At 67.3% G+C, this 23,624-nt stretch carries 24 protein-coding genes; 8 read left to right on the forward strand and 16 right to left on the reverse strand.

What is annotated here, in order from left to right; translation table 11 throughout:
* Positions 1-63: 63 nt before the first annotated feature.
* Complete coding sequence (locus NDO75_RS21355; RefSeq protein ID WP_310908638.1) at positions 64-1,218, reverse strand: SPFH domain-containing protein; 1,155 nt, start codon at positions 1,216-1,218, stop codon at positions 64-66.
* A gap of 188 nt (positions 1,219-1,406) precedes the next feature.
* Between NDO75_RS21355 and NDO75_RS21360 the strand changes: the two genes are divergently transcribed.
* Entirely contained in the window at positions 1,407-3,245 is a 1,839-nt protein-coding gene (locus NDO75_RS21360) for an acetyl-CoA carboxylase biotin carboxylase subunit (RefSeq protein ID WP_310908639.1), read from the forward strand.
* A 367-nt stretch (positions 3,246-3,612) separates the two neighbouring features.
* On the opposite strand, the gene NDO75_RS21365 is transcribed toward NDO75_RS21360, so the two are convergent.
* Entirely contained in the window at positions 3,613-4,731 is a 1,119-nt protein-coding gene (locus NDO75_RS21365) for a TIGR04053 family radical SAM/SPASM domain-containing protein (RefSeq protein WP_310908640.1), read from the reverse strand.
* Positions 4,732-4,878: 147 nt separating this feature from the next.
* On the opposite strand from NDO75_RS21365, the gene NDO75_RS21370 reads away from it, so the two are divergent.
* Together NDO75_RS21370 and NDO75_RS21375 are read left to right on the forward strand one after the other, a co-directional pair.
* Positions 4,879-5,250, forward strand: coding sequence for an Htur_1727 family rSAM-partnered candidate RiPP (locus tag NDO75_RS21370; RefSeq protein WP_310908641.1), 372 nt, complete (start codon positions 4,879-4,881; stop codon positions 5,248-5,250).
* Positions 5,247-6,464, forward strand: coding sequence for a TIGR04347 family pseudo-SAM/SPASM protein (locus NDO75_RS21375; RefSeq protein ID WP_310908642.1), 1,218 nt, complete (start codon positions 5,247-5,249; stop codon positions 6,462-6,464). Before NDO75_RS21370 ends, NDO75_RS21375 begins: the two co-directional genes overlap by 4 nt.
* 253 nt (positions 6,465-6,717) lie before the next feature.
* Here the strand turns inward: NDO75_RS21375 and NDO75_RS21380 are convergent, their stop codons facing one another.
* Both NDO75_RS21380 and NDO75_RS21385 read right to left on the reverse strand, forming a co-directional pair.
* Positions 6,718-7,023: a CGCGG family rSAM-modified RiPP protein gene (locus tag NDO75_RS21380; protein WP_310908643.1), complete on the reverse strand. Its 306-nt coding sequence runs from the start codon at positions 7,021-7,023 to the stop codon at positions 6,718-6,720.
* 117 nt (positions 7,024-7,140) lie between these two features.
* Entirely contained in the window at positions 7,141-7,566 is a 426-nt protein-coding gene (locus NDO75_RS21385) for a pterin cluster protein (RefSeq protein ID WP_310908644.1), read from the reverse strand.
* Between the two features lie 93 nt (positions 7,567-7,659).
* Between NDO75_RS21385 and NDO75_RS21390 the strand changes: the two genes are divergently transcribed.
* A complete protein-coding gene (locus tag NDO75_RS21390; RefSeq protein WP_310908645.1) occupies positions 7,660-9,042 on the forward strand; it encodes a hypothetical protein in 1,383 nt (460 codons plus the stop codon).
* 7 nt (positions 9,043-9,049) lie between these two features.
* Here NDO75_RS21390 and NDO75_RS21395 read toward each other — a convergent pair whose 3' ends face one another.
* Positions 9,050-9,652 carry a hypothetical protein gene (locus NDO75_RS21395; RefSeq protein ID WP_310908646.1) on the reverse strand — a complete coding sequence of 201 codons (603 nt, stop codon included), beginning with the start codon at positions 9,650-9,652 and terminating at the stop codon, positions 9,050-9,052.
* Positions 9,653-9,745: 93 nt separating this feature from the next.
* Here NDO75_RS21395 and NDO75_RS21400 point away from each other — a divergent pair, with 93 nt between their 5' ends.
* Positions 9,746-11,008 carry a cation:proton antiporter gene (locus NDO75_RS21400; protein WP_310908829.1) on the forward strand — a complete coding sequence of 421 codons (1,263 nt, stop codon included), beginning with the start codon at positions 9,746-9,748 and terminating at the stop codon, positions 11,006-11,008.
* Between the two features lie 11 nt (positions 11,009-11,019).
* Here NDO75_RS21400 and NDO75_RS21405 read toward each other — a convergent pair whose 3' ends face one another.
* Entirely contained in the window at positions 11,020-12,213 is a 1,194-nt protein-coding gene (locus tag NDO75_RS21405; RefSeq protein WP_310908647.1) for a hypothetical protein, read from the reverse strand.
* 4 nt (positions 12,214-12,217) lie between these two features.
* Complete coding sequence (locus NDO75_RS21410; protein WP_310908830.1) at positions 12,218-12,853, reverse strand: hypothetical protein; 636 nt, start codon at positions 12,851-12,853, stop codon at positions 12,218-12,220.
* Positions 12,854-13,100: 247 nt separating this feature from the next.
* On the opposite strand from NDO75_RS21410, the gene NDO75_RS21415 reads away from it, so the two are divergent.
* On the forward strand, positions 13,101-13,382 hold the full coding sequence (locus tag NDO75_RS21415; protein WP_310908648.1) for a HalOD1 output domain-containing protein: 282 nt from the start codon (positions 13,101-13,103) through the stop codon (positions 13,380-13,382).
* A gap of 55 nt (positions 13,383-13,437) precedes the next feature.
* Here the strand turns inward: NDO75_RS21415 and NDO75_RS21420 are convergent, their stop codons facing one another.
* The 5 genes from NDO75_RS21420 to NDO75_RS21440 all read right to left on the reverse strand — a co-directional run bounded on the left by NDO75_RS21420 (position 13,438) and on the right by NDO75_RS21440 (position 17,704).
* Entirely contained in the window at positions 13,438-13,836 is a 399-nt protein-coding gene (locus NDO75_RS21420) for a thioesterase family protein (RefSeq protein ID WP_310908649.1), read from the reverse strand.
* A 97-nt stretch (positions 13,837-13,933) separates the two neighbouring features.
* Complete coding sequence (locus NDO75_RS21425) at positions 13,934-14,686, reverse strand: ribonuclease H-like domain-containing protein (RefSeq protein ID WP_310908650.1); 753 nt, start codon at positions 14,684-14,686, stop codon at positions 13,934-13,936.
* Positions 14,687-14,782: 96 nt separating this feature from the next.
* Positions 14,783-15,442: a hypothetical protein gene (locus NDO75_RS21430; protein WP_310908651.1), complete on the reverse strand. Its 660-nt coding sequence runs from the start codon at positions 15,440-15,442 to the stop codon at positions 14,783-14,785.
* A gap of 87 nt (positions 15,443-15,529) precedes the next feature.
* A complete protein-coding gene (locus NDO75_RS21435) occupies positions 15,530-17,467 on the reverse strand; it encodes a cation-translocating P-type ATPase (protein ID WP_310908652.1) in 1,938 nt (645 codons plus the stop codon).
* Between the two features lie 21 nt (positions 17,468-17,488).
* The gene (locus NDO75_RS21440; protein ID WP_310908653.1) at positions 17,489-17,704 is read right to left on the reverse strand and encodes a heavy metal-associated domain-containing protein; all 216 of its coding nucleotides are present in this window, start codon (positions 17,702-17,704) and stop codon (positions 17,489-17,491) included.
* A 173-nt stretch (positions 17,705-17,877) separates the two neighbouring features.
* On the opposite strand from NDO75_RS21440, the gene NDO75_RS21445 reads away from it, so the two are divergent.
* On the forward strand, positions 17,878-18,393 hold the full coding sequence (locus NDO75_RS21445) for a helix-turn-helix domain-containing protein (protein ID WP_310908654.1): 516 nt from the start codon (positions 17,878-17,880) through the stop codon (positions 18,391-18,393).
* A gap of 42 nt (positions 18,394-18,435) precedes the next feature.
* Here the strand turns inward: NDO75_RS21445 and NDO75_RS21450 are convergent, their stop codons facing one another.
* Together NDO75_RS21450 and NDO75_RS21455 are read right to left on the reverse strand one after the other, a co-directional pair.
* Positions 18,436-20,259: an AAA family ATPase gene (locus tag NDO75_RS21450; protein ID WP_310908655.1), complete on the reverse strand. Its 1,824-nt coding sequence runs from the start codon at positions 20,257-20,259 to the stop codon at positions 18,436-18,438.
* Positions 20,260-20,445: 186 nt separating this feature from the next.
* On the reverse strand, positions 20,446-21,108 hold the full coding sequence (locus NDO75_RS21455) for a hypothetical protein (RefSeq protein ID WP_310908656.1): 663 nt from the start codon (positions 21,106-21,108) through the stop codon (positions 20,446-20,448).
* 128 nt (positions 21,109-21,236) lie between these two features.
* Between NDO75_RS21455 and NDO75_RS21460 the strand changes: the two genes are divergently transcribed.
* Positions 21,237-22,013 carry a hypothetical protein gene (locus NDO75_RS21460; protein ID WP_310908657.1) on the forward strand — a complete coding sequence of 259 codons (777 nt, stop codon included), beginning with the start codon at positions 21,237-21,239 and terminating at the stop codon, positions 22,011-22,013.
* Here the strand turns inward: NDO75_RS21460 and NDO75_RS21465 are convergent.
* On the reverse strand, positions 22,010-22,369 hold the full coding sequence (locus tag NDO75_RS21465; protein ID WP_310908658.1) for a nucleic acid-binding protein: 360 nt from the start codon (positions 22,367-22,369) through the stop codon (positions 22,010-22,012). The two genes, NDO75_RS21460 and NDO75_RS21465, sit on opposite strands and share 4 nt — an antisense overlap.
* Positions 22,366-23,526, reverse strand: coding sequence for a thiolase family protein (locus tag NDO75_RS21470; protein WP_310908659.1), 1,161 nt, complete (start codon positions 23,524-23,526; stop codon positions 22,366-22,368). Before NDO75_RS21470 ends, NDO75_RS21465 begins: the two co-directional genes overlap by 4 nt.
* Positions 23,527-23,624: the final 98 nt, after the last annotated feature.

Here is a 23,624-nt window from a genome sequence, read left to right on the forward strand (position 1 = left end):
CCAACGCAGACACCTTTTCGATCGAGTCACCGCAGGAGAGAGCTCGAACCGACACCGACGGCGCTATTCCGAATCCGATCCCAGTTCGGGCTCCGGTTCGTCGTCGGTTTCGGACATCGTGATCGGTTCGTTGGCGTCCATTCCCACGTCCTGCCCTTCCTTGATCGCCTGGGCCTGCTGTTCCATCGCTTCGACGTCCATCTCCGCCTGTTCGTCGATCTCACCGATGATGTCGGCGATGTCGTCTAAGCCGATCAGCTCTCGAGTCTCCTCGTCGAACTCGAGGCTCTCGAGGTCCGCGCCGTTGCCTTTCACGTCGCTGCCCGAGAGGTGCTTGCCGTAGCGGCCGACCAGCGAGGTGAGTTCCTGGGGCATGACGAACGTCGTCGACGCGCCCTGACCGATGTCGGCCAGCGTCTCCATACCCTTGTCGATGACCGCGCGCTCGCCCATCGATTCCGCGGACCGGGCCCGCAGGACGGTCGAGATCGCGTCACCCTGGGACTCGAGGATCTGGCTCTGTTTCTCCCCCTGTGCGCGGATGATGTTCGACTGCTTGTCACCTTCCGCTTTCTCGACGGCGCTTCGACGTTCGCCCTGAGCCTCGAGGATCATGGCGCGGCGGCGGCGCTCGGCGGAGGTCTGTTCCTCCATCGCGCCCTTGACGCCCGCGGACGGGGTCACTTCGCGGACCTCGACGGATTCGACGCGGATGCCCCACTCGTCGGTGGGTTCGTCGAGTTCGTGTCGGATGCGCTCGTTGATCATCTCCCGACGGGAGAGCGTGTCGTCGAGTTCCATGTCGCCGATCACGGCGCGCAGGGTGGTCTGGGCGAGGTTCGAGACAGCGCGCTGATAGTCGTCGACCTCGAGGAAGGCACGTTTTGCGTTCATCACCCGGATGTAGACGACGGCGTCGGCCGTGACGGGGGAGTTGTCCCGCGTGATGGCCTCCTGCTGTGGCACGTCCAGCGTCTGCGTCCGCATATCGAACGTGTAGATCCGGGAGACGAACGGCGGCACGACGTTCAGCCCCGGCTCGAGCAGTTTGCGGTATTCGCCGAAGACGGTCAGGGCGGCCCTGTCGTAGGCGTCGACGATCTCGATCATCTGCCAGACCGTGATCACCACGAGCAGGAGGGCGACTGCGCCCACGATCAAGAGCGGATCCTCGAGCAGCGACTGGATCTGCAACGGACCGGGTACGAACTCGAACATGCTTGTCTCAGGGGTCGACAGCGGATAACGATTGCCCATAACTAGCATGGGTATTGGTTTCGGTCGGCCCGCGGGGCGATTCGAGTGCGATTCGACGGGGGCAGGGTCTATCGGCCGGCAAAAACTGACGCGGAATCGAACCCGTTGCGAAAAAGTAAGGTAGGGCCCTGTCGACGGTTTCCACAGGAATGTTCAGGAAGGTTCTCGTTGCGAACCGCGGGGAGATCGCCGTTCGTGTCATGCGGGCGTGCGAAGAGTTGAACATCGGAACCGTCGCCGTCTACTCCGAGGCCGACAAGGACTCGGGTCACGTCCGCTACGCGGACGAAGCATACAACGTCGGGCCGGCGCGCGCGGCCGACTCCTATCTCGATCACGAAGCCGTCATCGAGGCCGCGCGGAAGGCCGACGCCGACGCCATCCACCCCGGCTACGGCTTCCTCGCGGAGAACGCCGAGTTCGCGGGCAAGGTCGAGGACGCCGAGGGGATCACCTGGATCGGCCCCTCGAGCGACGCCATGGAGTCGCTCGGCGAGAAGACCAAGGCCCGGACCATCATGAACGAGGCCGACGTGCCGATCGTCCCCGGGACGACCGATCCCGTCACCGACCCCGAGGAGGTCAAGGAGTTCGGCGAAAAGCACGGCTATCCGATCGCCATCAAGGCCGAAGGCGGCGGTGGCGGCCGCGGGATGAAGGTCGTCTGGGACGAAAGCGAGGTCGAGGACCAACTCGAGAGCGCCCAGCGCGAGGGCGAGGCCTACTTCGACAACGACTCGGTCTACCTCGAGCGCTACCTCGAGCAGCCCCGTCACATCGAGGTCCAGATTCTGGCCGACGAGCACGGCAACGTTCGCCATCTGGGCGAGCGTGACTGCTCGCTCCAGCGCCGCCACCAGAAGGTCATCGAAGAGGGGCCATCGGCGGCGCTCTCGGACGAACTCCGCGAGAAGATCGGCGAGGCCGCCCGCCGCGGGGTCGCCGCCGCGGACTACACCAACGCCGGTACCGTCGAGTTCCTCGTCGAGGAGGAGGACCGCGAGGCGGGCGAACTGCTCGGCCCCGACGCTAACTTCTTCTTCCTCGAGGTCAACACGCGGATCCAGGTCGAACACACGGTCACCGAGGAGATTACCGGCCTCGACATCGTCAAGCGCCAGATCAAGGTCGCCGCCGGCGAGGAGATCGACTTCGAGCAGGACGACGTCGAGATCGACGGCCACGCGATGGAGTTCCGGATCAACGCCGAGAACGCGGCCAACGACTTCGCGCCCGCGACCGGCGGCACGCTCGAGACCTACGACCCGCCGGGCGGGATCGGCGTCCGACTCGACGACGCGCTCCGTCAGGGCGACGACCTCGTCACCGACTACGATTCGATGATCGCCAAACTCGTCGTCTGGGGCGAGGACCGCGACGAGTGTATCGAGCGGTCGCTGCGCGCCCTGCGGGAGTACCAGATCGAGGGCATCCCGACGATCATCCCGTTCCACCGGCTGATGCTCACCGACGAGGAGTTCGTCCAGAGTACGCACACGACGAAATACTTAGACGAGGAACTCGACGAGACCCGCATCGAGGAAGCCCAGGAACAGTGGGGCGGCGACACCGGCGACGGCGGCAGCGAAGACGACGAGGAGTCCGTCGAACGCGAGTTCACCGTCGAGGTCAACGGCAAGCGCTTCGAGGTCGAACTCGAGGAACACGGCGCGCCCGCGATTCCGGCCGGGGACGTCGACGCCAGCGCCGGCCAGGCCAGCCGACCGGAGCCCGCCGGCGGGGACAGCGGCGGCGAAACCGAGATTCAGGGCGAGGGCGAGACCGTCGACGCCGAGATGCAGGGGACGATCCTCGACGTCGAAGTCGAGGAGGGCGACGAGGTCGCAGCCGGCGACGTACTGGTCGTCCTCGAGGCCATGAAGATGGAAAACGACATCGTCGCCTCCCAGGGCGGCACCGTCACGCAGATCGCCGTCGAAGAAGGCGAGAGCGTCGACATGGGCGACACGCTGGTCGTCCTCGAGTAACGGTCTAGCCCACGCCGACGCGCGAATATCTTCGGGGAAACGACGACGGCCCGTCCGGCCCGACGACGAACTACACGCGACGCCCCGTCTGACACCCTGCGACCGGGAGACGGTTGCCTGCCACATCCGCCGTCGACCCACATAACCCACATCCAGGTGTCGCGTGTACGCCACCCGATCGATCGAACCGACTGCCGTACCGATCCTCGGCTCTACCGAGTCATCGGTAGTGGCGTTCGGGACCGTGCCCGTCGTCTCGAAGCATCGTCACTGGTGGAGTCAGCCAGCACGGTCCCGACGTCGCAGCAGCTACTTTCTCGTGACAGTCGCCCGGTGAGCCGCGCGCGTCAGGAGAGGGGATCGCGACTCAGTCGCCGCTCGAGACGCCGCGCGCGCCGCCGTCGTCCCAGGGCAGCGGACCGTCGTACCCCTCCGGAACGAACGGACAGAGCGGGTCGCTCGCCAGCGGGTCGCCGGTGTGGGCGAAGGCCCGCGAGCGGCTGCCGCCGCAGACGTGGCGGTAGGGGCAGGCGCCACATTTCCCCGACAGCTGATCGCGGTCCCGCAGCGACCGGAACAGCGACGAGTCCCGGTAGATATCGGTGATCGGTCGCTCGCGGACGTTGCCCGCCGATTCGGGGAGGAAGCCGGAGGGGAACACCTCGCCGGTGTGGCTGACGAACGCGAAGCCGTCGCCGGCGACGATACCGGTGCGGCGCTGGACGCCCGGATCCGGTTTGCTCTCACCGTCGTCGGCCGTCGCCTGCCGTTGCATCACGACCCGTCGGTAGTGGGGGGCCTCGGTGGTCTTGACGCCGAACGGTTCCGTGTCGCTGGTCTCTGCCAGCCACTCCATCACCGCGTCGGCCGTGTCGGGCGCGATCGGCTCGAGAACGCGCCCGCGGCCGACGGGCACGAGGAAGAAGACGCTCCACATGACGGCCCCGATATCGGTCAGCAGCTCCCGGATCGCGGGGAGTTCGTCGACGGTCTGCCGGCAGACGGTCGTGTTGACCTGAACGGGGACGCCGGCGGCACGCGCGTCCTCGACGGCCCGGATCGTCTCCTCGAAGCTGCCGTCCTCGCCGCGGAAGGCGTCGTGGGCCTCGGGCGAGGCGCCGTCGAGGCTGACGGCCATCCGCTTGAGCCCCGCGTCGGCCATCTCTTCGATCCGGTCGGCGGTCAGCGAACCCGTCCCGCTGGGCGTGATCGTCATCCGAAGCCCGAGATCGTCGCCGTGGGCGATCAGCTCCGGGACGTCGTCGCGAACGAGCGGATCGCCGCCCGAAAGGACCACGAGCTGTCCGTCGCCGAAGTCAGCAGCCTGCTCGAGCAGTTCCTTCCCCTCGGCCGTCGAGAGCTCGTCGGGATGACGCTGGGGCTTGGCGTCGGCCCGACAGTGGTCGCAGGCGAGCCCGCAAGCCTGGGTGAGTTCCCAGATGAGGACGAACGGTCGCTCGGACGTATCGAAATTGCCGGGGCGCATAGCGGAGAGTGGGCGGCGAGCGACCGAAAACGGCCCTCCTGTTCCCGCGGGCCGGGAAGACGGGAAGATGTTCGCCGTCGCGCGTCGGTGTTCCCACGCCGTGGGAGGTGCCGGAACGGCCTTCGAGTTCGTCTCGAAGGTGTAGGTATGGTAGAGAAGGCACGCCGCTCGAGCGTCGAGGGCGACGACCGCGGTAATCCGGCCCCGCAGTGGGAGGTGTTCGTTCGCAACGAGGCGGGTGACCCGATGCGACACGTCGGCAGCGTCGCCGCCGCGAGCGCGACGGAGGCCCACGAACACGCCTCGCGGCTGTTCGGCTGGTACGCCGAGGATATCTGGCTCTGTCCGGCCGACGCGGTCGAACGCTACTCGACGCGCGGGCTCGCAGATGCGGCGGACGAACGGAACGAGACCGGTAGGGATGCGGACGAGAACGACGACGATGGTGAGGACGACGAGAGCGACGAACCGCGCGTCTACAAGGAGACCGCCGGTGCCTCCGAGGTGAACAGCCTGTGATTTCGATCAGCAAACTCCTCTGTGACCTCGACGCCGAGGGCGACGGGCTGCGCTACGACGCGGCCGAGGGCTCCCAAAAGCCACAGATCGCCGAGGAGAGACAGCGTCGGCCGGTCGTCGTCTGGAACACGACCCGGCGGTGCAACCTCTACTGCTCGCACTGCTACGCCGGCGCCGAGACCGAGCCGGGCTCCGGCGAGTTCACGACGGCCGAGGGGAAGGAGTTCCTCGACCAGCTCGCCGACTTCGGCGCGCCCGTCGTGCTGTTCTCCGGCGGCGAGCCGCTCGTCCGCGACGACCTGATCGAACTCGTCGCCCACGCGGCCGAGCAGGGGCTCCGGCCGGTACTGTCCTCGAACGGGACGCTGCTCACCCGCGAGAAAGCCGCGGCGCTGCGAGACGCCGGGCTCCAGTACGCCGGTATCTCGGTAGACGGTCTGCCGGAGCGCAACGACCGCTTCCGCGGTCAGGAGGGCGCGTTCGAGGCCGCCGTCCGCGGCATCGAGAACTGCCTCGAGGTCGGACTCAAGACCGGGCTGCGCTACACGATCACCGAGGCCAACGCGCCGGACCTCGAGGGGGTCGTCGACCTGTTGGCGGAGAAGGGGCTGGACCGCTTCTGTTTCTACCACCTCGACTACGGCGGTCGCGGGGCCGAGATCGTCGACGCCGATCTCACGCCACGCGAGAAGCGCGAGGCCGTAAAGCGGGTCGCGGATCTCACCCTCGAGTACCACGATCGGGGCGAGGAGATCGAAACCCTGCTCGTCGGTAACTACGCCGACGCGGCCTTCCTCGTGGAGTACGCCCGCGAGGAGTTCGGCGAGGCGAAAGCGCGGGCGGTCTACGAGTACCTCGAGCGAAACGGCGGCGATCCGACGGGCGAACGAATCGCCGACGTCGACTACCAGGGAAACGTCCACCCGACGCAGTTCTGGCAGGGCTACAGTCTGGGCAACGTCCGCGACCGCCCGTTCGGCGAGATCTGGAACGACGAATCGAGCCCGCTGCTCGAGGCGCTTCGGAACCGCGAGGAGCGGTTGAACGGAAAGTGTGCGGAGTGTCGATACCAGTCGATCTGTCGCGGCGCGTCGCGACTGCGGGCGCTGGCGACGACCGGCGATCTGTTCGCGCCCGACCCGCAGTGTTACCTTCGGGACGACGAGATCAGCGACGAGGGCGCGGGGCCGGTCGTCGGCGGTGCCGCGGACTGACTACGGCTCGAGAAGCGCTCGAATCGAAGCGCCGTCCGCGCGCGTCCGGCGGCTCGTCGCTCCTATCTATTCGGGCTCGCCGGCAAGTGACCGAGACAGCGACGACAGTAGGTGTAGAACGTCTCGTTTTCCGTCCCGCAGATCCTGCACGTGACCGGATCGTCCGTGGAGCGAGTCCCCGTACTCATGGTCGGCCGTAGCGCTCCGGATCTGATACCCCTCCGGCCCACGCATGCAAGTCGGGCCGATCGGCTCACTCCTCGCCGACGTGAACGCGAGTCACGTGACCGCCGCAGCCGCACTGATCGACGTACTCGAGCCGGATGCCGTCGAACGCGGCCTCGAGTTCGTCCCAGAGGTAGTCCTCGGGCCGGCCGTGGTCGCCGTGGGTGACGAGGTTGACGTGGTAGCCCGACTCGGTCGCGTGGACCGCGTCCTTCGCCTGCTCGACGACCAGCTCGCGGTCCGCGGCGTGCTCGGGCTTCTCGAGGTTCGCCGACCACGAAGCGTCGTGATCGCGGCGCGTTACGGGTTCGACGCCGGAGACGTCTTCGGTCATACGTCGATCTCGACGACGAACGGCCGTAACCCCTGAGCCGAATCGGTTCGGCCTCGAGTCGACGACGGCATCGCCGGCCCGACACGACCGCCGCGACTGCCGCGACCGGCAGCGCGGTCAGCAGCAGAACATGAACGGGTAGATCAGCGCGACGCGATCGTCCCCGGTAAGGGTCGTTTCGAACCCCTCGAGGTGCTCGTTGAACCGACCGTTGATGCAGACCCGCGCGTACGGCCGGGTCTGCTCGCCCTCGGGGTTCTTGCGCCAGGTACCGGGGAGGTCGTCGGGGACCGGTGCCCAGCCGCTGTGGGTCGCGTCCGCTTCGGTTTCGGCGATGAGCATCCCCTCGAGTTCGTACTCGTCGAAGAAGTCCTCGAGGAACGCCCGGAGCGTGGTCCCCTCGAAGGTGAACTCGAGTTCGTGCGTGCCCACGGCGTCGCGGACGTGGCCGGTACAGCGGACGGTTACGGTGGTCGTCTCCTCGTCTCGGCCGGTCACTGGCTCGGAAGACCGGTCGGCGGTCGCGGCGTGGTTCGATTCCATGGCTCTGTCCTGTATACGAGACGCGTGGCCAAACGCTTCGTTCCGAACGTGTTCGGGACGAACGGCACGGCCGTGCGGATGTAATCCCGACGTATGAATCAGATACCGGGCGGGTTGCGGACCGACCAGCAACCCCCGATGGCGATCCCGTTGCGGCACTTCGTCCTCGCACTGGGCTTTCTCGCCGTCGGGATCGGCGGCGGGACGGTAATGGCCGTTGCAACGCTTCCCGGGCTATCGGGACTGGCACAGCTCCACGTCCTGTTAGTTGGCTGGATCGCAGTGACGATCATGGGGGCGATGACCCAGTTCGTCCCCGTCTGGTCCGGCGTGGCGATCCACTCGCGACGACTCGCGGCCGCGCAGCTGTGGCTCCTCATTACCGGACTGCTCGGTTTCGCGGTCGCGCTGCTCGTCGGCACACTCGCGTGGCTGCCGGTCGCCGGTGTCCTCATGCTGGCGGGGATCTGGACGTTCGTCTACAACGTCGGTCGCACGCTCGCACGTGCGCGGCCGTACGATTTCACTGAGCGCCACTTCGCGCTCGCGCTCGCCTGTTTCGCGCTCGTCGCGCCGCTGGGGTTCTTGCTGGCGATGGACTTCTCGTCACCGGTGTTCGACTCGCTCTCGCTCACTCGGCTCGAGGCCCACCTCGCTCACGCGACGGTCGCGCTGTTCGGAGCCCTGCTCGCGACGGTCGTCGGCGCGCTCTTTCAGCTCGGGAAGATGTTCACGCAGGCCGAGCCCGATCGGATCGACGAACGGCTGCTTAGCCTCGAGCAGGTGTCCTTTCCGGCGGGACTGGCGATGCTCGCGCTCGGCCGGGGACTCACCCTCGCACCGCTTGCGCGTGTGGGCGCAGTCGCGCTACTCGTCGGCCTCACCGCGTTCGCGGTCGTCATCGGGCGGCTGCTGACCGGTGCGACGGTCGAGCGGTCGCCGATGATCGCCCGGTACTGGGTCGTCGTGGCGTCGCTGCTCGCGTGGGTCGCACTGGCCGCGCCGACGTGGTGGGCCGATCCGCTCGCGTACGGATCGCTGTTCGGCCACCCGGACGGCCGGGGCGTCCTCCTGTACGGCGTCTTCGGCTTCGTCGTCATCGGCTCGCTCTACCACATCGTCCCCTTCATCATCTGGATCGAGCGCTACAGCGACCGGCTCGGCTTCGAGAAGGTACCGATGATCGACGACCTCTACGACGACCGGCTCGAGCGGGCCGACTTCTGGACGACGCTCGTCGGCTTCGGCGGGCTGGCTGCCGGCCCGCTGGTCGGACTCCCGACTGCAATCGTCACCGCGAGCAGCGCTCTCGCGACGATCGGCGTCGCCCTCTTCGTGGCGAACGTCCTGCTGACCATCCACCGACACGGCCCGAACGGGATCGGCGGCGTCCTCTCGAGTTCGCTCGAGTCCGACGAGGACTCGCCGCCTACAGGAGAGGACGAGTCCGGCGTCGGCGTCTCTCCGGGGCCGTAGTATCGAACTAGCCGTCCGGTGAGACGTCGACCGTCGGTTCGTATCGCGTGGACTCGATCGTCGAGACGACCAGTTCGCCGTACTCGGCGGCGGTCCACTCGCCTTCGGTGTACGACACGGCCCACGGCGTCTCGACGGTCGCAGAGCCGTACGAGGCGGGCGCGTCGTCGAGGATGGTCACGCCGAACGCGGTCGCGTCGTATCCCGAACTGATCAACGCGGCGTACCCCCCCGCGCACAGCGCGACGTCGTGAACGTTCCCCTCGTCGCTTCGGTCGGTGTTGACGTACTCGAGCGTCAGTACGTCCCGCTCGCGCTCGATCGATTCGACGGCGAGATCGTACTCCTCGAGCGTCGACGCCAGCTCGTCCGGGTCGGTGATCGCCGTGTCGGCGAGGCCCGAAATCCGCTCCTCGAGGGCTTCCGATCGCTCCGAAACGGGGAGCGACGGGACGTACTCCGAGACCGGCCACTTCTCGTTTTTCGGAAACTCCGATCCCATCTCCTCGATACAGCCCGCGGTCGCGGCCAGCGCGACGGCCCCACCCGACTGCAGGAGTCGCCGCCGCGTCATCCCGTCGGGCCCGGCTCCCGACGCGTTCCGATCCATACACGTGGACTCGCCGCCTCGCGGCAAATGTATTCGTTCTGCAAACGCCGGCATCGGGATGAAGGAGCGATTGGCCATACCGTCTCCCACTGGATGGTCCTCGAGCTGTACAATATCGGTCTCGTCGTCGTCGGGATCGCGTTGTTCGGCGTCGCCGTCCTCCCCCGGTTCGTGTCGGATCGAGCGATCTCGTTGCCGATCTTCTTCGTCGTGCTCGGTCTGCTCGCTTTCGGCCTGCCGATCGGCCTGCCCCCACCGGACCCGCTCGAGCAGGGGACGACGACGGAGCACCTCTCGGAGATCGGGGTCATCGTCGCACTGATGGGCGTCGGATTGAAAATCGACCGGCTCCCCGGACTGCGGGCGTGGGCGTCGACGTGGCGGTTGCTCGCGATCACGATGCCGCTATCGATCGTCGGCGCGGCGCTGCTCGGGTGGTGGCTCGGCCTCGTCGTCCCGACGGCGATCCTGCTCGGCGCGTGTATCGCGCCGACCGATCCGGTGCTGGCGTCGGAAGTCCAGGTCCGCGGCCCCGGGATGGGAACCGAGGAGGAGTCGCTGGAGGAAGCGGCCGGGAAGCAAGACGAGGTCCGATTCGCGCTCACATCCGAGGCGGGGTTGAACGACGGGCTCGCGTTTCCCTTCACCAACATGGCGATCGCCATCGCCCTCTTCGGACTCGCGCCCGGGAACTGGGTCGGCGCGTGGCTCCTCGTCGATTTCGGCTACCGGATCGTCGTCGGCGTCGTCGTCGGTGTCGTGCTCGGTTATCTGACCGCCCGCGCCGTCTTCGCTACCGAACCCGACACCCCAGTCGCGGAGTCGGTCCAGGGGCTCGAGGCGATCGCCGGCACGCTGTTAGTCTACGGCGCAACGGAAATCGTCGGCGGGTACGGCTTCATCGCGGTTTTCGTCGCGGCGCTGATGATACGCAACTACGAGCGCAGCCACGAGTACAACCGCTCGCTCCACGAGGTCAGCGAGTTCGCCGAACAGGTGATGATGGCGCTCATCATGCTCTTTTTCGGCGGCGCGATTGCGGGCGGCCTCCTCGAGCCGCTCACGCTGCCCGCCCTCGTCGCCGCGGTCGTGATCGTGTTCGTCGTGCGGCCACTGGCCGGTCTCGTCGGGTTCCTCGGCTTCGACCGCGATCCCGTCGAGCGAGCGACGATCGCGTTCTTCGGCGTCCGCGGAATCGGCTCCTTCTACTACCTCGCGTACGGGCTGAACCACGCCGCGTTCCCCGGCGCGGACCTCCTCTGGGCGATCGTCGGTGCGGTCGTTCTCATCTCCATCGTCGTCCACGGGATCACTGCGACGCCGGCCGTCCGGTGGCTCGAGGCCCGGGCAAGCTGACGTCCGTCGCGCTACCGGGCGCGCTCGAGAAAGATCGTCCAGCAAACGGCGGCGTAGAGCGCCGCGCCGAGGACGGAGAGCCAGCGCCCGATCGTGACCGCCTGCGGAGCAGATACGAGCAGTCCCGCGACCTCGACGGCTAATCCGGCGACCAGAGCCGCGACCGATAACCGCGCGGTCCGATCGCCGATCCCGCGCCGCGACGCGACGGCCGGCGGGTAGAAACGGTAGCTGACGCCGACGATCGTCAGGCCCACGAAACCGCCGACGGCGAGCCGGTAGTGGGCGTCGTACGCGGCCGCCGGGACGCTCGCGGCCGGTGCGAACGCGAACAGCAGTCCCAAGACGGCGATCAGCGCGGCACAGCAGGCGGCGGCGAGGATCGCCCGACCGCCGACGCGCCGCCGGTCGCTTCGCCGGTAGAGGTCGATGGCGGCGACCGCGAAGCCGACGAGGGCTATCGCCTCGAGGGCACCGCCGAGACGAAAGAGCGGCCCGCCGCGGAAGTCGACGGCGAGCAGGGCGGGGCCGGCGATACCGGCGGCTAACACGACGCCGACGAGCGTCGGCCGGACCGAGACGACCAGCAGTCGCGGCAGCAGTCGGAATCCGACCGCGAACACGAGCAGGGCCGCAGTGCCGGCCGCGAGCAGGTGGGTCGTCGCCGGCCCCGGAGCGATCGCCGGCAGTTCGCGGCCGAACTCGACCGCGAGCGGCAGTGACGAGCCGACGAGCAGGTACGCGAGGACGACGGGAACGGCCGCGTTCGCGAGTCGGTCGACCCGCTCGCGGTGGGCGTCCGTCGCACCGGTCCCGGTTTCCCGCCCCGTCGGGTTGTCACGGACGGTCCAGCCGATCGCGGCGACGAAGACGAGACAGCCGGCGAACCAGCTTCCCGCCCCGAGAAGCGCGACGATCGGCGGACCGATCCCGGCCCCGGCCGCAGCGGCCCCGACCGCGCCGACGGTCGCGAACGGGAGGTGGAGCGCCGGCGCGCGCGAGACCGCGAGTTCGCGAGCGAAGTACGACGGAACCAGCGTGTACGCCTTGCCGAAGGCGACGTGGAGGACGAAGCCGGAGACGCCGAGCGGGACGGTCGCGACTCGAGGCAGTCCCGCGGCGACGGCCACCTGCCACCCGAGAAAGAAGCCGATGCCGACCGCGACGAACGCACGCGACCAGCGCGTGACGGTCGCGTTCCCCATGGAACTAGAACGGCGACTGCGCGGACGATTCCTCGTCTTCGCTCCCAGTCCCGAAGACGCGACTCGGTCCTCGATCGGCCGAGTCGTCGGGCACCTCGCCCGATTCGAGGTACCGCTCCTCGAGGTCGGAGAGCGTTTCGTTGAGGGTCGCTGACTGGTGGTGGGTTGGTCGAACTCGGACGCGCACCAGGTCGTACTCGTGGCGGTCGCTCAGGCCGTTCCAGGCGCGGAACGATCCTTTGACGAGCGCGTCGGCCTGCGGGCAGAACTCCGTGGTCGGGCTGAACTCCGCTCGCAAGACCGTGGGGTCGTCGGCGTCGACGGCGTATCGGTAACCCGCGTCCGGGTGGCGCCGGTCGAGGTTGAGCCGCGCGAGGTTGTAGCCGAACGTCGCATCGTAGACGCCGCGCTCTTCGAACAGGTCGCGCGTGATATCGTGGAAGGCGACGTGGTCGTCGCCCTCGAGCACGTCGTGGCCCTCGAGGAACGACCCCGGGTCCGGAACGTGTTCGGGGGCGAACGTCCCCGGTTCGTCGAAGCCGCTATCGCCGTCGACCGCATCGGTCGATCGTCCGCTCGAGAAGGGGTTCATCGTACGAACGGCTACCCGCCGAATCGACCAAACTGTCTTCCCGAACATGTGCCCCTCTCCGGCGACGAAACCGTTCACCTTCGTTTTCCTCCTTCACCGGGCTACAATCGCCGATTGGCCGCCCGCTGTAACCCCTTGAAGCGTTCCAGACTCGAGTAATATATTTTATTTTTACTTGAAATAGTCCCCAATAATAGCTTCAATAGACAGATGTGATCATTGGCGTACTTATTCGTGTCCCAAGCACGGGTTGAGGCCAGAGGATTTATACCGGATCGAAGAAAGAGTCCGGTCAATGCTACTCTCAACCGATCGGTCGGATGCGACAGTCAGCCAATCTGTGAGTTTCGAAGTTATCACTGCTGTCGCCGAACGGGAAGGCGTCGACCCGATGGAGCTCGAACCACCGGAGTATCAGGCCCTCTACGACGTGATCAATCCCGAAGCCCTCGACTCGCTCTTTGCACCCCGCGAAAACGGCCGAAAACGGCCGACCGGACGCGTCGAATTCCCCTTCTGTGGCTACCACGTCGTCGTCACGAGCGACGGTGACGTAACCGTCTCCGAACTCGAATAAGCACGATCAGTCGAGAGACCGCTCGACAGGTCTATCGCCAGCGGCGACCACGACGCTACGCGCTTCGTTGCTCGATCCGCGTTCGCCACTCCGACGGTAGCGGCCGCGACTCGCCCGTTTCGGAGTCGACGAGCACCTGAACGGTTTCCGCCGTCGCCGCACGCTCACCGTTCGCCCTGATCTCGTAGGTCATCGGGATACTCGATGTTCCCAGATCGTTCACCGAGACGGCGATCGTGACGTCGTCGCCGGCTTCGATGGGCTTTGCGTACGCGAGCTCGAGGCTCACGAGGACGGTGTCGGTGTCGACCAGCGAGACGTCGAGCACGTCGTGGAAGTACTCCTCCCGCGCCTGCTCGAGGTACGTTGCGTAGGTCGCGTTGTTGACGTGACCCATGAAATCGATGTCGCGGAGTCGAACGTCGACGGCGGTCTCGTACTCGTAGTCGGTCATGCGAACGAGTACGAAGCGGCCACCGTAAATACCTGCTCGTCGGCGTCGCCGGGCGGTTGCGGTCGCGTTCCGCCAGGCCGGAAGCCGCGGAAGTCGGTCACTCCTCGGCGGTCACCGATTCGAACACGTCCTCGTGGAGCCGATCGGTCACGATCTCCATCAGCGGCTCCATGTTGCGGGTGTCGGCGCGGTTGTACTCCACGAGCGTCTCGAGGGCCGCGTCGTCGCCGGACTCGTACTCGTGCCAGAGGCGGACCGCGTCGCGGCCGCTGATATCGGGCATGTCGCGCTCGATGCCGAGGTCGCGCTCGATCGCCTTCAGCCCGCCATCGAGGCCGAGTTTCTTGCAGGGATACATGAGGTCGACGTGGGGCAGGTCGACCTCGAGGTCGAACGAAGTCTCGAGGAAGGGCACGTCGAATCGCTGGCCGTTGAACGTGACGAGCAGCGCCGAATCCTCGAGTTCGCGCGCGAGGCGGTCGCCCGTCAGATCGCGGTCCTTGACGAACGTCTTGGTCTCGCCGCCGCGGTGGAGGCTGACGGTCGTCACGTCGTTCCGGTCGGCGCTGAGGCCGGTCGTCTCGATGTCCAGAAAGCAGGCCTCGTCGCTGACGTTCTCGTAGCACCGCCAGCGGCTCGCGGCCGGCAGCGCCTCGGCGAAGACGGAGACGTCGCCGCGCTCTAAGTGGGTCCAGCCCTCGTCGATGAACGTCTCGATCCGGTCGGCCAGCGTCGAGCCGACGACGCTGCCGTCGAACTCCTCCCAGTGGGTGACGCCGTTCTCCCAGAGGCGTCGTTCGGTGGCTTCCCCGACTCCGTGGACGGGAATGAAGCTGTTCTCGATTCGCATTACCAGTGTGGGGGCGCGGGGCGAGTAAAAACGTATGGATCGGGGACCGAGCCGCGATTACGCTGGGCGGCCGGTCCGCGGACGCGGTAGCCGCGATCAGTCCTCGAGCGGCGTGACCGAGAAGAGGCTATCGTCCGCGAGAACGGCGCGGACCCGCCCGTGCCACGCCTCGGCGAACGCCGCCCGCTGGTCGTCGCTCGCGGTCCCCTCGACGAGGTCGCCGAGGTGTCCGATCGCGGGACCGCCGTCGGGCACGTCGCCGACGTGGTAGGTCACTTCGACCGTCTCGTCCGTGTCGGTGCGGCGAAACCGGAACGTCGGACCGACGGCATCGGTCTGGAAGGCGTCGAACGAGAGCAGGCCCTGCCGACCGCCGAAACCGCCGGCCAGTCCGCCGAAACCGTCGATCCCTGCCGCGCCGGTGACGACCGAGAGCAGTTGGCCGGTGATGCCGTAGCCGGGGTCGTCCCGTGGACCGGTCGCCAGCACTTCGATCTCGCTGCGAACGGGGTCCGAGTCGGGATACAGCGCCTCGAGCCCCACCTGAGCGATTCGGTACGCGCCCGCAGCGGTCGGACACGAGTGGCCCGCGACCGTGACAACGTCCTCGTAGCCGACGACGAAGGGGTCGCCCGGCTCGAGGACGGCCAGCGCCTCGGCGACCGGATCGCGGATCCGGATCGGATCGACGTCGTAGGTGACTGCCCAGTTCGTTTCGTCGGTCTGTGCGTCGGTCGGAGTGGATTCCGTGGACATGATGAGTTCGTTCGGATGGTGGATGGTGATCGGGGAGTCGGCTCGAGTCGGTGTGTCGATCGTCGAATCGGCTCGTGGGGAGACGATTCAGTACCGCAGCAGGCGCATTCCGTTCAGGATGACGAGGAGGACGCTGCCCTCGTGGACGAGCATCCCGCCGGCGAGGTGGACGACGCTGCCGAGGACGCCCGCGAGCAGGAGGCCGACGGTCAGGACCGCGATGGCGACGTTCTCGTACACGTTCCAGCGGGTCGCCTTGCTCAGGGCGATCGCGTCGGGGATCCGCGTCAGTTCGTCGGCCATCAGCGCCATGTCGGCGGTCTCGATCGCCGTGTCGGTGCCCGCGGCACCCATCGCGATGCCCACGTCGGCGGTCGCTAGCGACGGTGCGTCGTTGATGCCGTCGCCGACCATCGCCACGACGTAGCCCTCCTCGCGGAAGGCTTCGATCGCCGCCTGCTTGTCCTCGGGCAGCAACGCGGCGCGGTAGTCGTCGATGTCGATCTCCTCGGCGACGGCGCGGGCGGTCCGCTCGTTGTCGCCGGTGAGCATCACCGTCCGGATACCGGCGTCCTGCAGCGCTCGAACGACTTCGGGTGCGGCCTCGCGGAGTTCGTCGCGGAGCGCGATCGCGCCGACGACCGTTCCGTCGCGAACGACGTGGACGGCCGTTTCGCCGGCCGCCTCGCGCTCACGGACGTAGTCGGCGACATCGTCGGGAACGGCGATCCGCCGGTCCGCGAGGAGCGCGCGGTTGCCGACGACGATCTCGCGGCCGTCGTGGCGGGCCACGACGCCCTTCCCGGGAACGACGTCGAACTCGTCGGGATCGGGGATCCCTGCCGGTCCGCCGGACGGCCTCGTTTCGACGGCCGCCCCGCCGTCGGTGGCGACGCTGTCGGCCGCGCCGACGCGCTCGGCGGCCGCCTCGAGAACGGCGCTCCCGAGGTGGTGTTCGCTCTTCGCCTCGGCGATAGCCGCGAGCCGGAGCACGTCGTCGTCTTCGGCACCGAACCCCGCGACGTCGGCGACGGTCGTCTCGCCTTTCGTCAGCGTCCCGGTCTTGTCGAACGCGACGAGATCGATCTTCCCGGCGGTCTCTAAGTGCTCGCCGCCTTTCATCAGGACGCCGTTGCGCGCGGCGTTACCGATCGCCGAGACGATGCTCACGGGTGGCCCGATGACCAGCGCGCCGGGGCAGCCGATCACCAGCAGCGTCAGCGCCAGCATGGCGTCGCGCGTGACTGCGAACGCGCCGACCGCCAGTGCGAGTATCGCGGGCGTGTAGTACGTCGCGAACCGATCGATGAGGCTCTCGGTCGGCGACTGGGCCTCCTGTGCCTCCTCGACCCGCCGGATGATCCGCTGGAGGGTCGTGTCGGCCCCCGCGCCGGTCGTCCGAACCTCGAGCGCGCCGTCCTGATTGATCGTCCCGGCGTAGACTTCGTCCCCGTCGGTCTTGCGGACCGGGGTACTCTCACCGGTAACGGGTGCCTGATCCACGGCGCTTTCGCCGTCCACGACCTCCCCGTCGACGGGAATCTTCCCGCCGGGTTTGACGAGGACGACCTCGCCGACTTCGACCTCGCGGGCGGGGATTTCGACGCGTTCGCCGTCGCGGCGGACGACCGCGGTGTCCGGCGTCATCTCGAGCAACTCTTGGAGCGCCGAGCGCGTCTTGCGCATCGTCCGCCCCTCGAGGTAGCTCCCGAGACTAAAGAGGAAGACCACGGCCGCGGCCTCCCAGTACGCGCCGATGCCGACGGCACCGACGGCGGCCAGCGTCACGAGCGTCTTGATGCCGAGGGTGCGGCTCCGCAGCTCGTAGTAGCCGCGTTTGGCGATGTCGTAACCGCCGACGATCGTCGCGAGGACGAGGATGGCGGCGCTTACGAGGCCGGCGTCGGCGAAGGAGCCGAGGCTCCAGCCGACGACGTAGAGCAGGCCCGTCGTCGCCGTGACGATGGCCGTGCGGTGTTTCGCGTAGTATCGTTGCCAGTCGGGCGGCAGCCGGTTGAGCATCATGGGAAGTCTCTTGGGCCCGGTTCAGGCGGGCTGGGGAGTGTAGCCCTGATTCTCGATCGTCCGCTCGAGCGCCGTCGGGTCGGCCGCGTCCTCGTCGTAGGAGACCTCGACGCGACCGGTCGTGTAGTGGACCGCGGCCGACTCGACGCCCTCGGTCGACTCGAGCGCGCGTTCGACGACGCTCGCACACGTCGGGCAGTCGAAGTCCAGCACGCGGAACTGTGTCGTCTGGGTCATAGGACAGTTCATCGTTGGCTCCCCTTCCCCAAAAGTATTTTTTAGATGATATGTTTGAGTACCGAGAGCAGTGGTTCGACCGGTGCAACGAGTCGTCTAGGACTTCGATCGAAGGGATCACGTCGAACGGGAACGGGACAACAGCTTTCGGTCCTCGAGCGTCGAATGAGCGTATGCACGAGTCACATCCGGAGATCCAGCTGCAGGATATCGCGATTCAGGACGCCGACGTCTCGACCGCCGTCGACGAGCCGGTGCGGGCGATGATTCTCGATATGCTCGCCGACGAACCGATGACCGCCGCCGATGTCGACGAGGAACTCACGAGCCGCGGTTTCGATCGGACGGAGAACACGATCCGACACCACATCAACACGCTTCGGGACGCGGGACTCGTCGACGTCGTCCGATACGAGGAGGGTCGCGGCGGGACGACGAAGTACTACGGCGCGACCACGATGCTCCTCTCGTACGCGCTCCCCGAGAGCGCCGGCGACGCCGTCGACGAACTGGTCGAGGCCGCCCGACCCGAAGTCGAGGCGCTCCTCGAGTTGCTCACGGAAGAGCACGGCGACGCAATCGACGAGATCGTCGCCGAGATGGAGCCCTGCGCGCACTGCCGCACGCAGAAGTACGAGACGTACGTGCTGTTGACGGTCCTGCGGCGCGCGTTCGCTCGAGCGCGATAGAGCAGCGACGGGTGCCGGATACGGGTGGCGATACGCGGCGGGTCAGTTACTGTTGTCCGAGAGATACAGCGTTCGGTCGATGATGCTGACGGCCGCCTCGCCCCACTGCTGGACGGCAGTGCCGTCCGAGTCGAAGAGGTCGATCTCGATCCGATCTCGGCCGATGGTCACGTCCCCGTCCGGTGTCGACTCCCGATCGGCGAAGCTCTGCATCTGGTACTGGAGGAGTCGCTCGGTCGAGCCCGTGATGTCGATCGTCTCGGTGTCGAACTCGAAGGTCAGTGTCGCGCCGCCGCCGTCGGTCTCCGTCGCCGTCACATCGAACCGGTGACTCGAGAGCTCCGGGGCGGGCGCGTCCTCGTTCATGGTGTCGACGGCCTCCTCGACGGTCACGTCCTCGTCTTCGGGTTCGAACTCGCCGGCCTCGTCGAACGCGAACCCGGAGAGGGCGTCCGCGGGTGGCGCGTCGTCCGCGTCCGTGGCCGTTTCCTCAGGCTCGTTGGCAGTCGGCTCAGTCTCGTCGGCAGCCGGTTCGGGCTCGGTCGACTCTCCGGAACTGTCCGGAACGTCGGCTCGGCCCGCATCGTCCGCTGTACCGGCTTCGCCGTCGGCCACCGACTCGTCCGCCGCTCCGTCGGACTGCGCGTCGGTTTCGGTCCCATCGCTCCCGTCGTCCGGGTCCGCGGCCTCGCCGTCGTCAGCCGTCTCGTCGAACGATAGTACGTCGATCTCGTCCGGCGATGTCGGAATCTCGTCGTCGTCGCCGTCGACCTCGAGATCATCGTCGGCGTCGAGTTCCTCGTCGTCTTCGCCACCGATTTCTCCGCCGGCTGCTGTCGCATCGTCGCTGTCGGATGCCACGGCAGCTTCGTCGGCACTCTCCGCGTCCGGTTCGTCGCTCGACTCCGCCTCGTCGTCCGATTCGCCACTCGAGTCGACCGCCGCCGAGGACTGCTCGCCGGCCGTCGACTCGGTCTCATCGGCGTCAGCGTCGGCCGAATCGGTTTCGGTGGTGCCAGCCGCGTCGTCTGTTCCCGCTGCGTCGGCCGGAACCGCCTCGCTCGAGCCGACCGGTCCCGCCGCGATGACTTCGGATTCGTCGATTTCGTCGTCCCCGCCGGCGGGCAGTTCGCCGGCGATCACCGGCCGCGCCGCGTCGATCGCCTCCCGGTCCAGCGGCGTGGCGTACCAGGCCGTTCGATCGGGCGACGTGATGAACCGGCCGCGGTTGCTGTCGGCTCGCGGATGCGGCTCGTCGTCACCATCACCGTCGGCCGGTTCACTGTCGGATTCCGCGGGAGCCGGTTCGTCGGCCGGGGCCTCGTCTGCATCGGGTTCGTCGGCGGGATCGTCGTCCGACGTCTGTGGGTCGTCGTCCGCCGCAGCGACCGTGTCGTCCTGCGGCGGTGATTCGGCAACGTCGGCGTCGTCGGCTGCCTCTCCCTCGTCCCGCTCTCTGCGGGCCGCCTGCGGACCCTGCTCGGGCTGGGCGTGTGACTGAGTCTGGGGACCGACGCCGCCGGTGGGTGCAGCCTGCGCGGCCGCGGCCCCCTGTGCGGCTGCTCCCTGCCCGTGGCCGGGCTGCTGGGGCTGTTGCGGCTGGTTCGCACCCGGGCCGGAGCTGATCGTCCCGCCACCGTTCAGGTGCAGTTGCGTTCCGCCGCCGCCCGCGTTCGACATGCCGTCCAAGCTGTGAGCGATGTCCGTCAGATCGTCGTCGATGTTGTCCTCTAGTTTGTCGATCTTGTCGCCGACGCTGCGCAGGGCGAGGGCGACGTCCCAGAGGACGACGACACCGAAAAAGAGGAGTGCGAGGAAAACGGTAACAGCGGCTCCGCCGAGAAGCTCAGTAGTGGCTTCGACCATGTATGCGACTCTGTAAACTGATAGGCCGTTCGATATATAGAACTTGTACCGTAACACCGATATCGCTGGAGGAACATCTGCAGAAGACGGACTAACGCCGCGTTCTGTCGGGTGGTTTCACAGCGCGCGTAGAATCACGGTTGGGAACATATATATATTCACACATGAAAATCGACTGTCGCCGACCTACAGCTCGAGCCAATCGGACGTCATGTCCGCCTCGCGCAGATACCACTGCTGTTCTGCGGTCCCCTCGCGCGAACGGACCGTGACGATCGCGTCGAACATCGGCTCGAGGAGAGTGACGGCTTCGTGGTCCGGTTCGAGCGGAACGTGGTAGTGGCCCATGCCGCACGCCTTGTCGACGCGAGCCGTCGCCATGTGAAGCAGGCGAAACACGGTCTCGGCGTCGTGTTCGTCGAGGAGCGGCACGAGCGAGTCGACACAGACGCGGAGTTCCGACGGCTCGAGCCCGTCGGCCGTTTCGGCGAACTCGTCGATGGCTTCGACGATCCTGATCCCGAGCGCTCCGGGCGACGACCTGCCGCTATCGATCTCCGTTTGCTCGGTCCGCTCCGTGTCAGTCGTCGGGTACTCGACGGTCCGGACTCGCTCGGACGCTGCGTCTGCGGTCACGCTGCAAGCTGCCCGATCGTCCGTATCCGTCACGAATAGTCGATATCGAGAGTGTCGTACCGTCGAGCCCAGCAACTGCCGACAGGCGGTTTCGTGAACGCTCGTCGGCTCCGAGCCGACGAGCAAAATATTGCTGCCGTCGCGCTTGAGCGTTCCGAGTGCTCGTGCGAACGTCGCACCATCCGGCACGAGCCCCTCGCGCTCGTCTTCCATTCCGTTTGGCCGGACTCTCGGTGCTACAATAAAAATTGTGGCTTACGACACCGGAATAGAATCCGACGCGCGAGAGGGGTGCCTGACACGATCGGCCGGCTTTTCACACCGGCGGCCGTAGGTCGGGTATGGTCGACCACGACGACGACCTCGCCGACGCCGTTCGCGAACTCACGCGGACGATCGACGACCTCCGAGCGGAACTCGAGGAGTCGCGTCCGCGACGCCGGCCGCCGCTCCGACCGCCCACGCCGCGCGAGCTCCTTCGGTTCACCGACGAGATCGCGCTGCCCGCAACCCTGGCCGTCCTCGAGGCCAGCGTCCGCGCGCTCGAGGCGTTCCAGCGGAGCCTTCGGCTCGTTCGCGGCCAGCGAGCGGCTCGGGACCGCACGACGGCGGCCGCCGAGGCGACGAGCGAGCGGGCAAACGACCTCCGTCAGACGACGCTCTCACAGCTCGACACCGTGCTGGCGGAACTCCAGCGAGCCGCATCTGAGGGCGGATTGCCCGCCGACAGGGAGGCACGCGACCTGCTCGAGGACGCGCGCGAACTCCGCGACGACGTCGACCGTCGCCTCCGGGCCGCCGCCGACAGCGAGACGAACGCAGACGGCGACCGAACGGAGCGCGGAGGCGGCGTCACGATCGACATCGACGACGGACCGCTGAGCGATGCCGAAACGGACGCGGATTCCGACGCCACCGACACCGATCCCGACTCGGCCGTCGACGTCGACGCCGAACTCGAGACGCTTCGGGATCGGTACGGTGCCGACGAGGACGAGACTGACGACTCGAGCGCGAGCGCCGACAGGGACGAGAGCGATGCCGATGGTGATGGCGGTGACGCCGATACCGGAGCCGACGCTGACGACGCAGACGGCGACGAAAACGAGGGCCGCTAGACCGGCTGGAACCGGTAGCCGTCCCAGTCCTGACTCTCGGGTTCTCGAATGCCGGCACCGGGTTCGCGCAGTTCGTCGACGTAGACGGGTTCGACTTCGTCGCCGGTTTCGATATCGTCGGTCGTCACCTGTCCGATCGCGCGAACCGTCTCGCCATCTACGTGGAACTCGACGATCGCGAGCGTGTTCGGCTCGCGGACGCCGGGCGGCGTCGCGGTGCTGGTGGTCCACGTGACGACCTCGGCGGTGTACTCGCTGAGATCGATCGTCTCCGCCGGCTCCGCGCCGTTCGGGCCGCGCGGGTGACCGGGGTAGCTGATCGAGCCGTCCTCGTACCGGGTCGCGTCCATGCTCATTGTGCAGCCTCCATGATGGTGGTGATGACACAGTTACCGAAGCCGCCGACGTTACAGCACAGCCCCGTCTCCGCCTCGACCTGTCGGGGACCGGCCTCGCCGACGAGCTGTTCGTAGATCTCGACGCCCTGTGCGACGCCGCTCGCACCGAGCGGGTGCCCCTTCGATTTGAGCCCGCCGGAGGTGTTGATCGGCAGTTCGCCGGTGTCGCGCTCGGTGTACCCCTCCTCGACGAGCTTCCAGGCCTCGCCCTGCTCGGCGAAGCCGAGTCCTTCCATCTGCAGGAACTCGAGGATGGTGAACATGTCGTGGAGTTCGGCCACGTCGATGTCGTCGGGCTCGAGGCCGCTCATCTCGTATGCCCCCTTGCCGCTCTCGACGACGCCGCCCATCACGGTCGGGTCCTCGCGCTCGTGCACGACGTGGGTGTCCGTCGCGCCGTCGATCCCCGAGATGACGACATACTCGTCGGCGTACTCCTCGGCGACGGACTCGGGACAGAGCATGAGCGCGGCCGAGCCGTCCGTGATCGGACAGAAGTCGTACAGCCGCAGCGGATCGGCGACGATCGGCGACTCGAGGGCCGTCTCCATGTCGATCTCCTTTCGGAACTGCGCGTTCGGGTTGTCGACGCCGTTCTTGTGGTTCTTGACGGCGACCTTCGCGAGACTCTCGCGGGGTGCGTCGAATCGCTCGAGGTAGTGGCGCGCGGTGAGTCCGGCAAAGGACGGCAGCGTGACGCCGGTTTTGTACTCGACGGGGTGGGTCAGCGACGCGATGACGTCCGTGGCTTCCCCGGTCGTCTTGTGGGTCATCTTCTCGCCGCCCACGAGCAGGGTCATGTCGCTGGCCCCGCTGGCGACCGACTGCCAGGCGGCGAAGATCCCCGCGCCGCCGCTCGAACTCGTCTGGTCGACGCGCTGGGTGTAGGCCGGCATCGCGTTCAGGTCGTGTGCCAGCGCGTTCGGCACGCCCGTCTGTCCCTCGAACTCGCCGCTGGCCATGTTCGAGACGTACAGGTGCTCGACGGTCTCGGCGTCGACACCGGCGTCCTCGAGACACTCGATTCCGGCCTCGGCGAGGAGATCCATCACCCACTCACCCTCGCGTTGCCCGAACTGGGTCATCGAGGCTCCGATGATTGCAACACGTTCCATATCCTACTGGACTCGAGTCTTCGGTTTATAACATGGGGTTGGAAGGAGCGACCGGCGCGGCCCAGACCGTGCCACCTGGAAGGCGGGTCGGTTTCGGT

The organism is Natrinema sp. 1APR25-10V2 (assembly GCF_031626495.1).
In the GTDB taxonomy this organism is placed as follows: domain Archaea; phylum Halobacteriota; class Halobacteria; order Halobacteriales; family Natrialbaceae; genus Natrinema.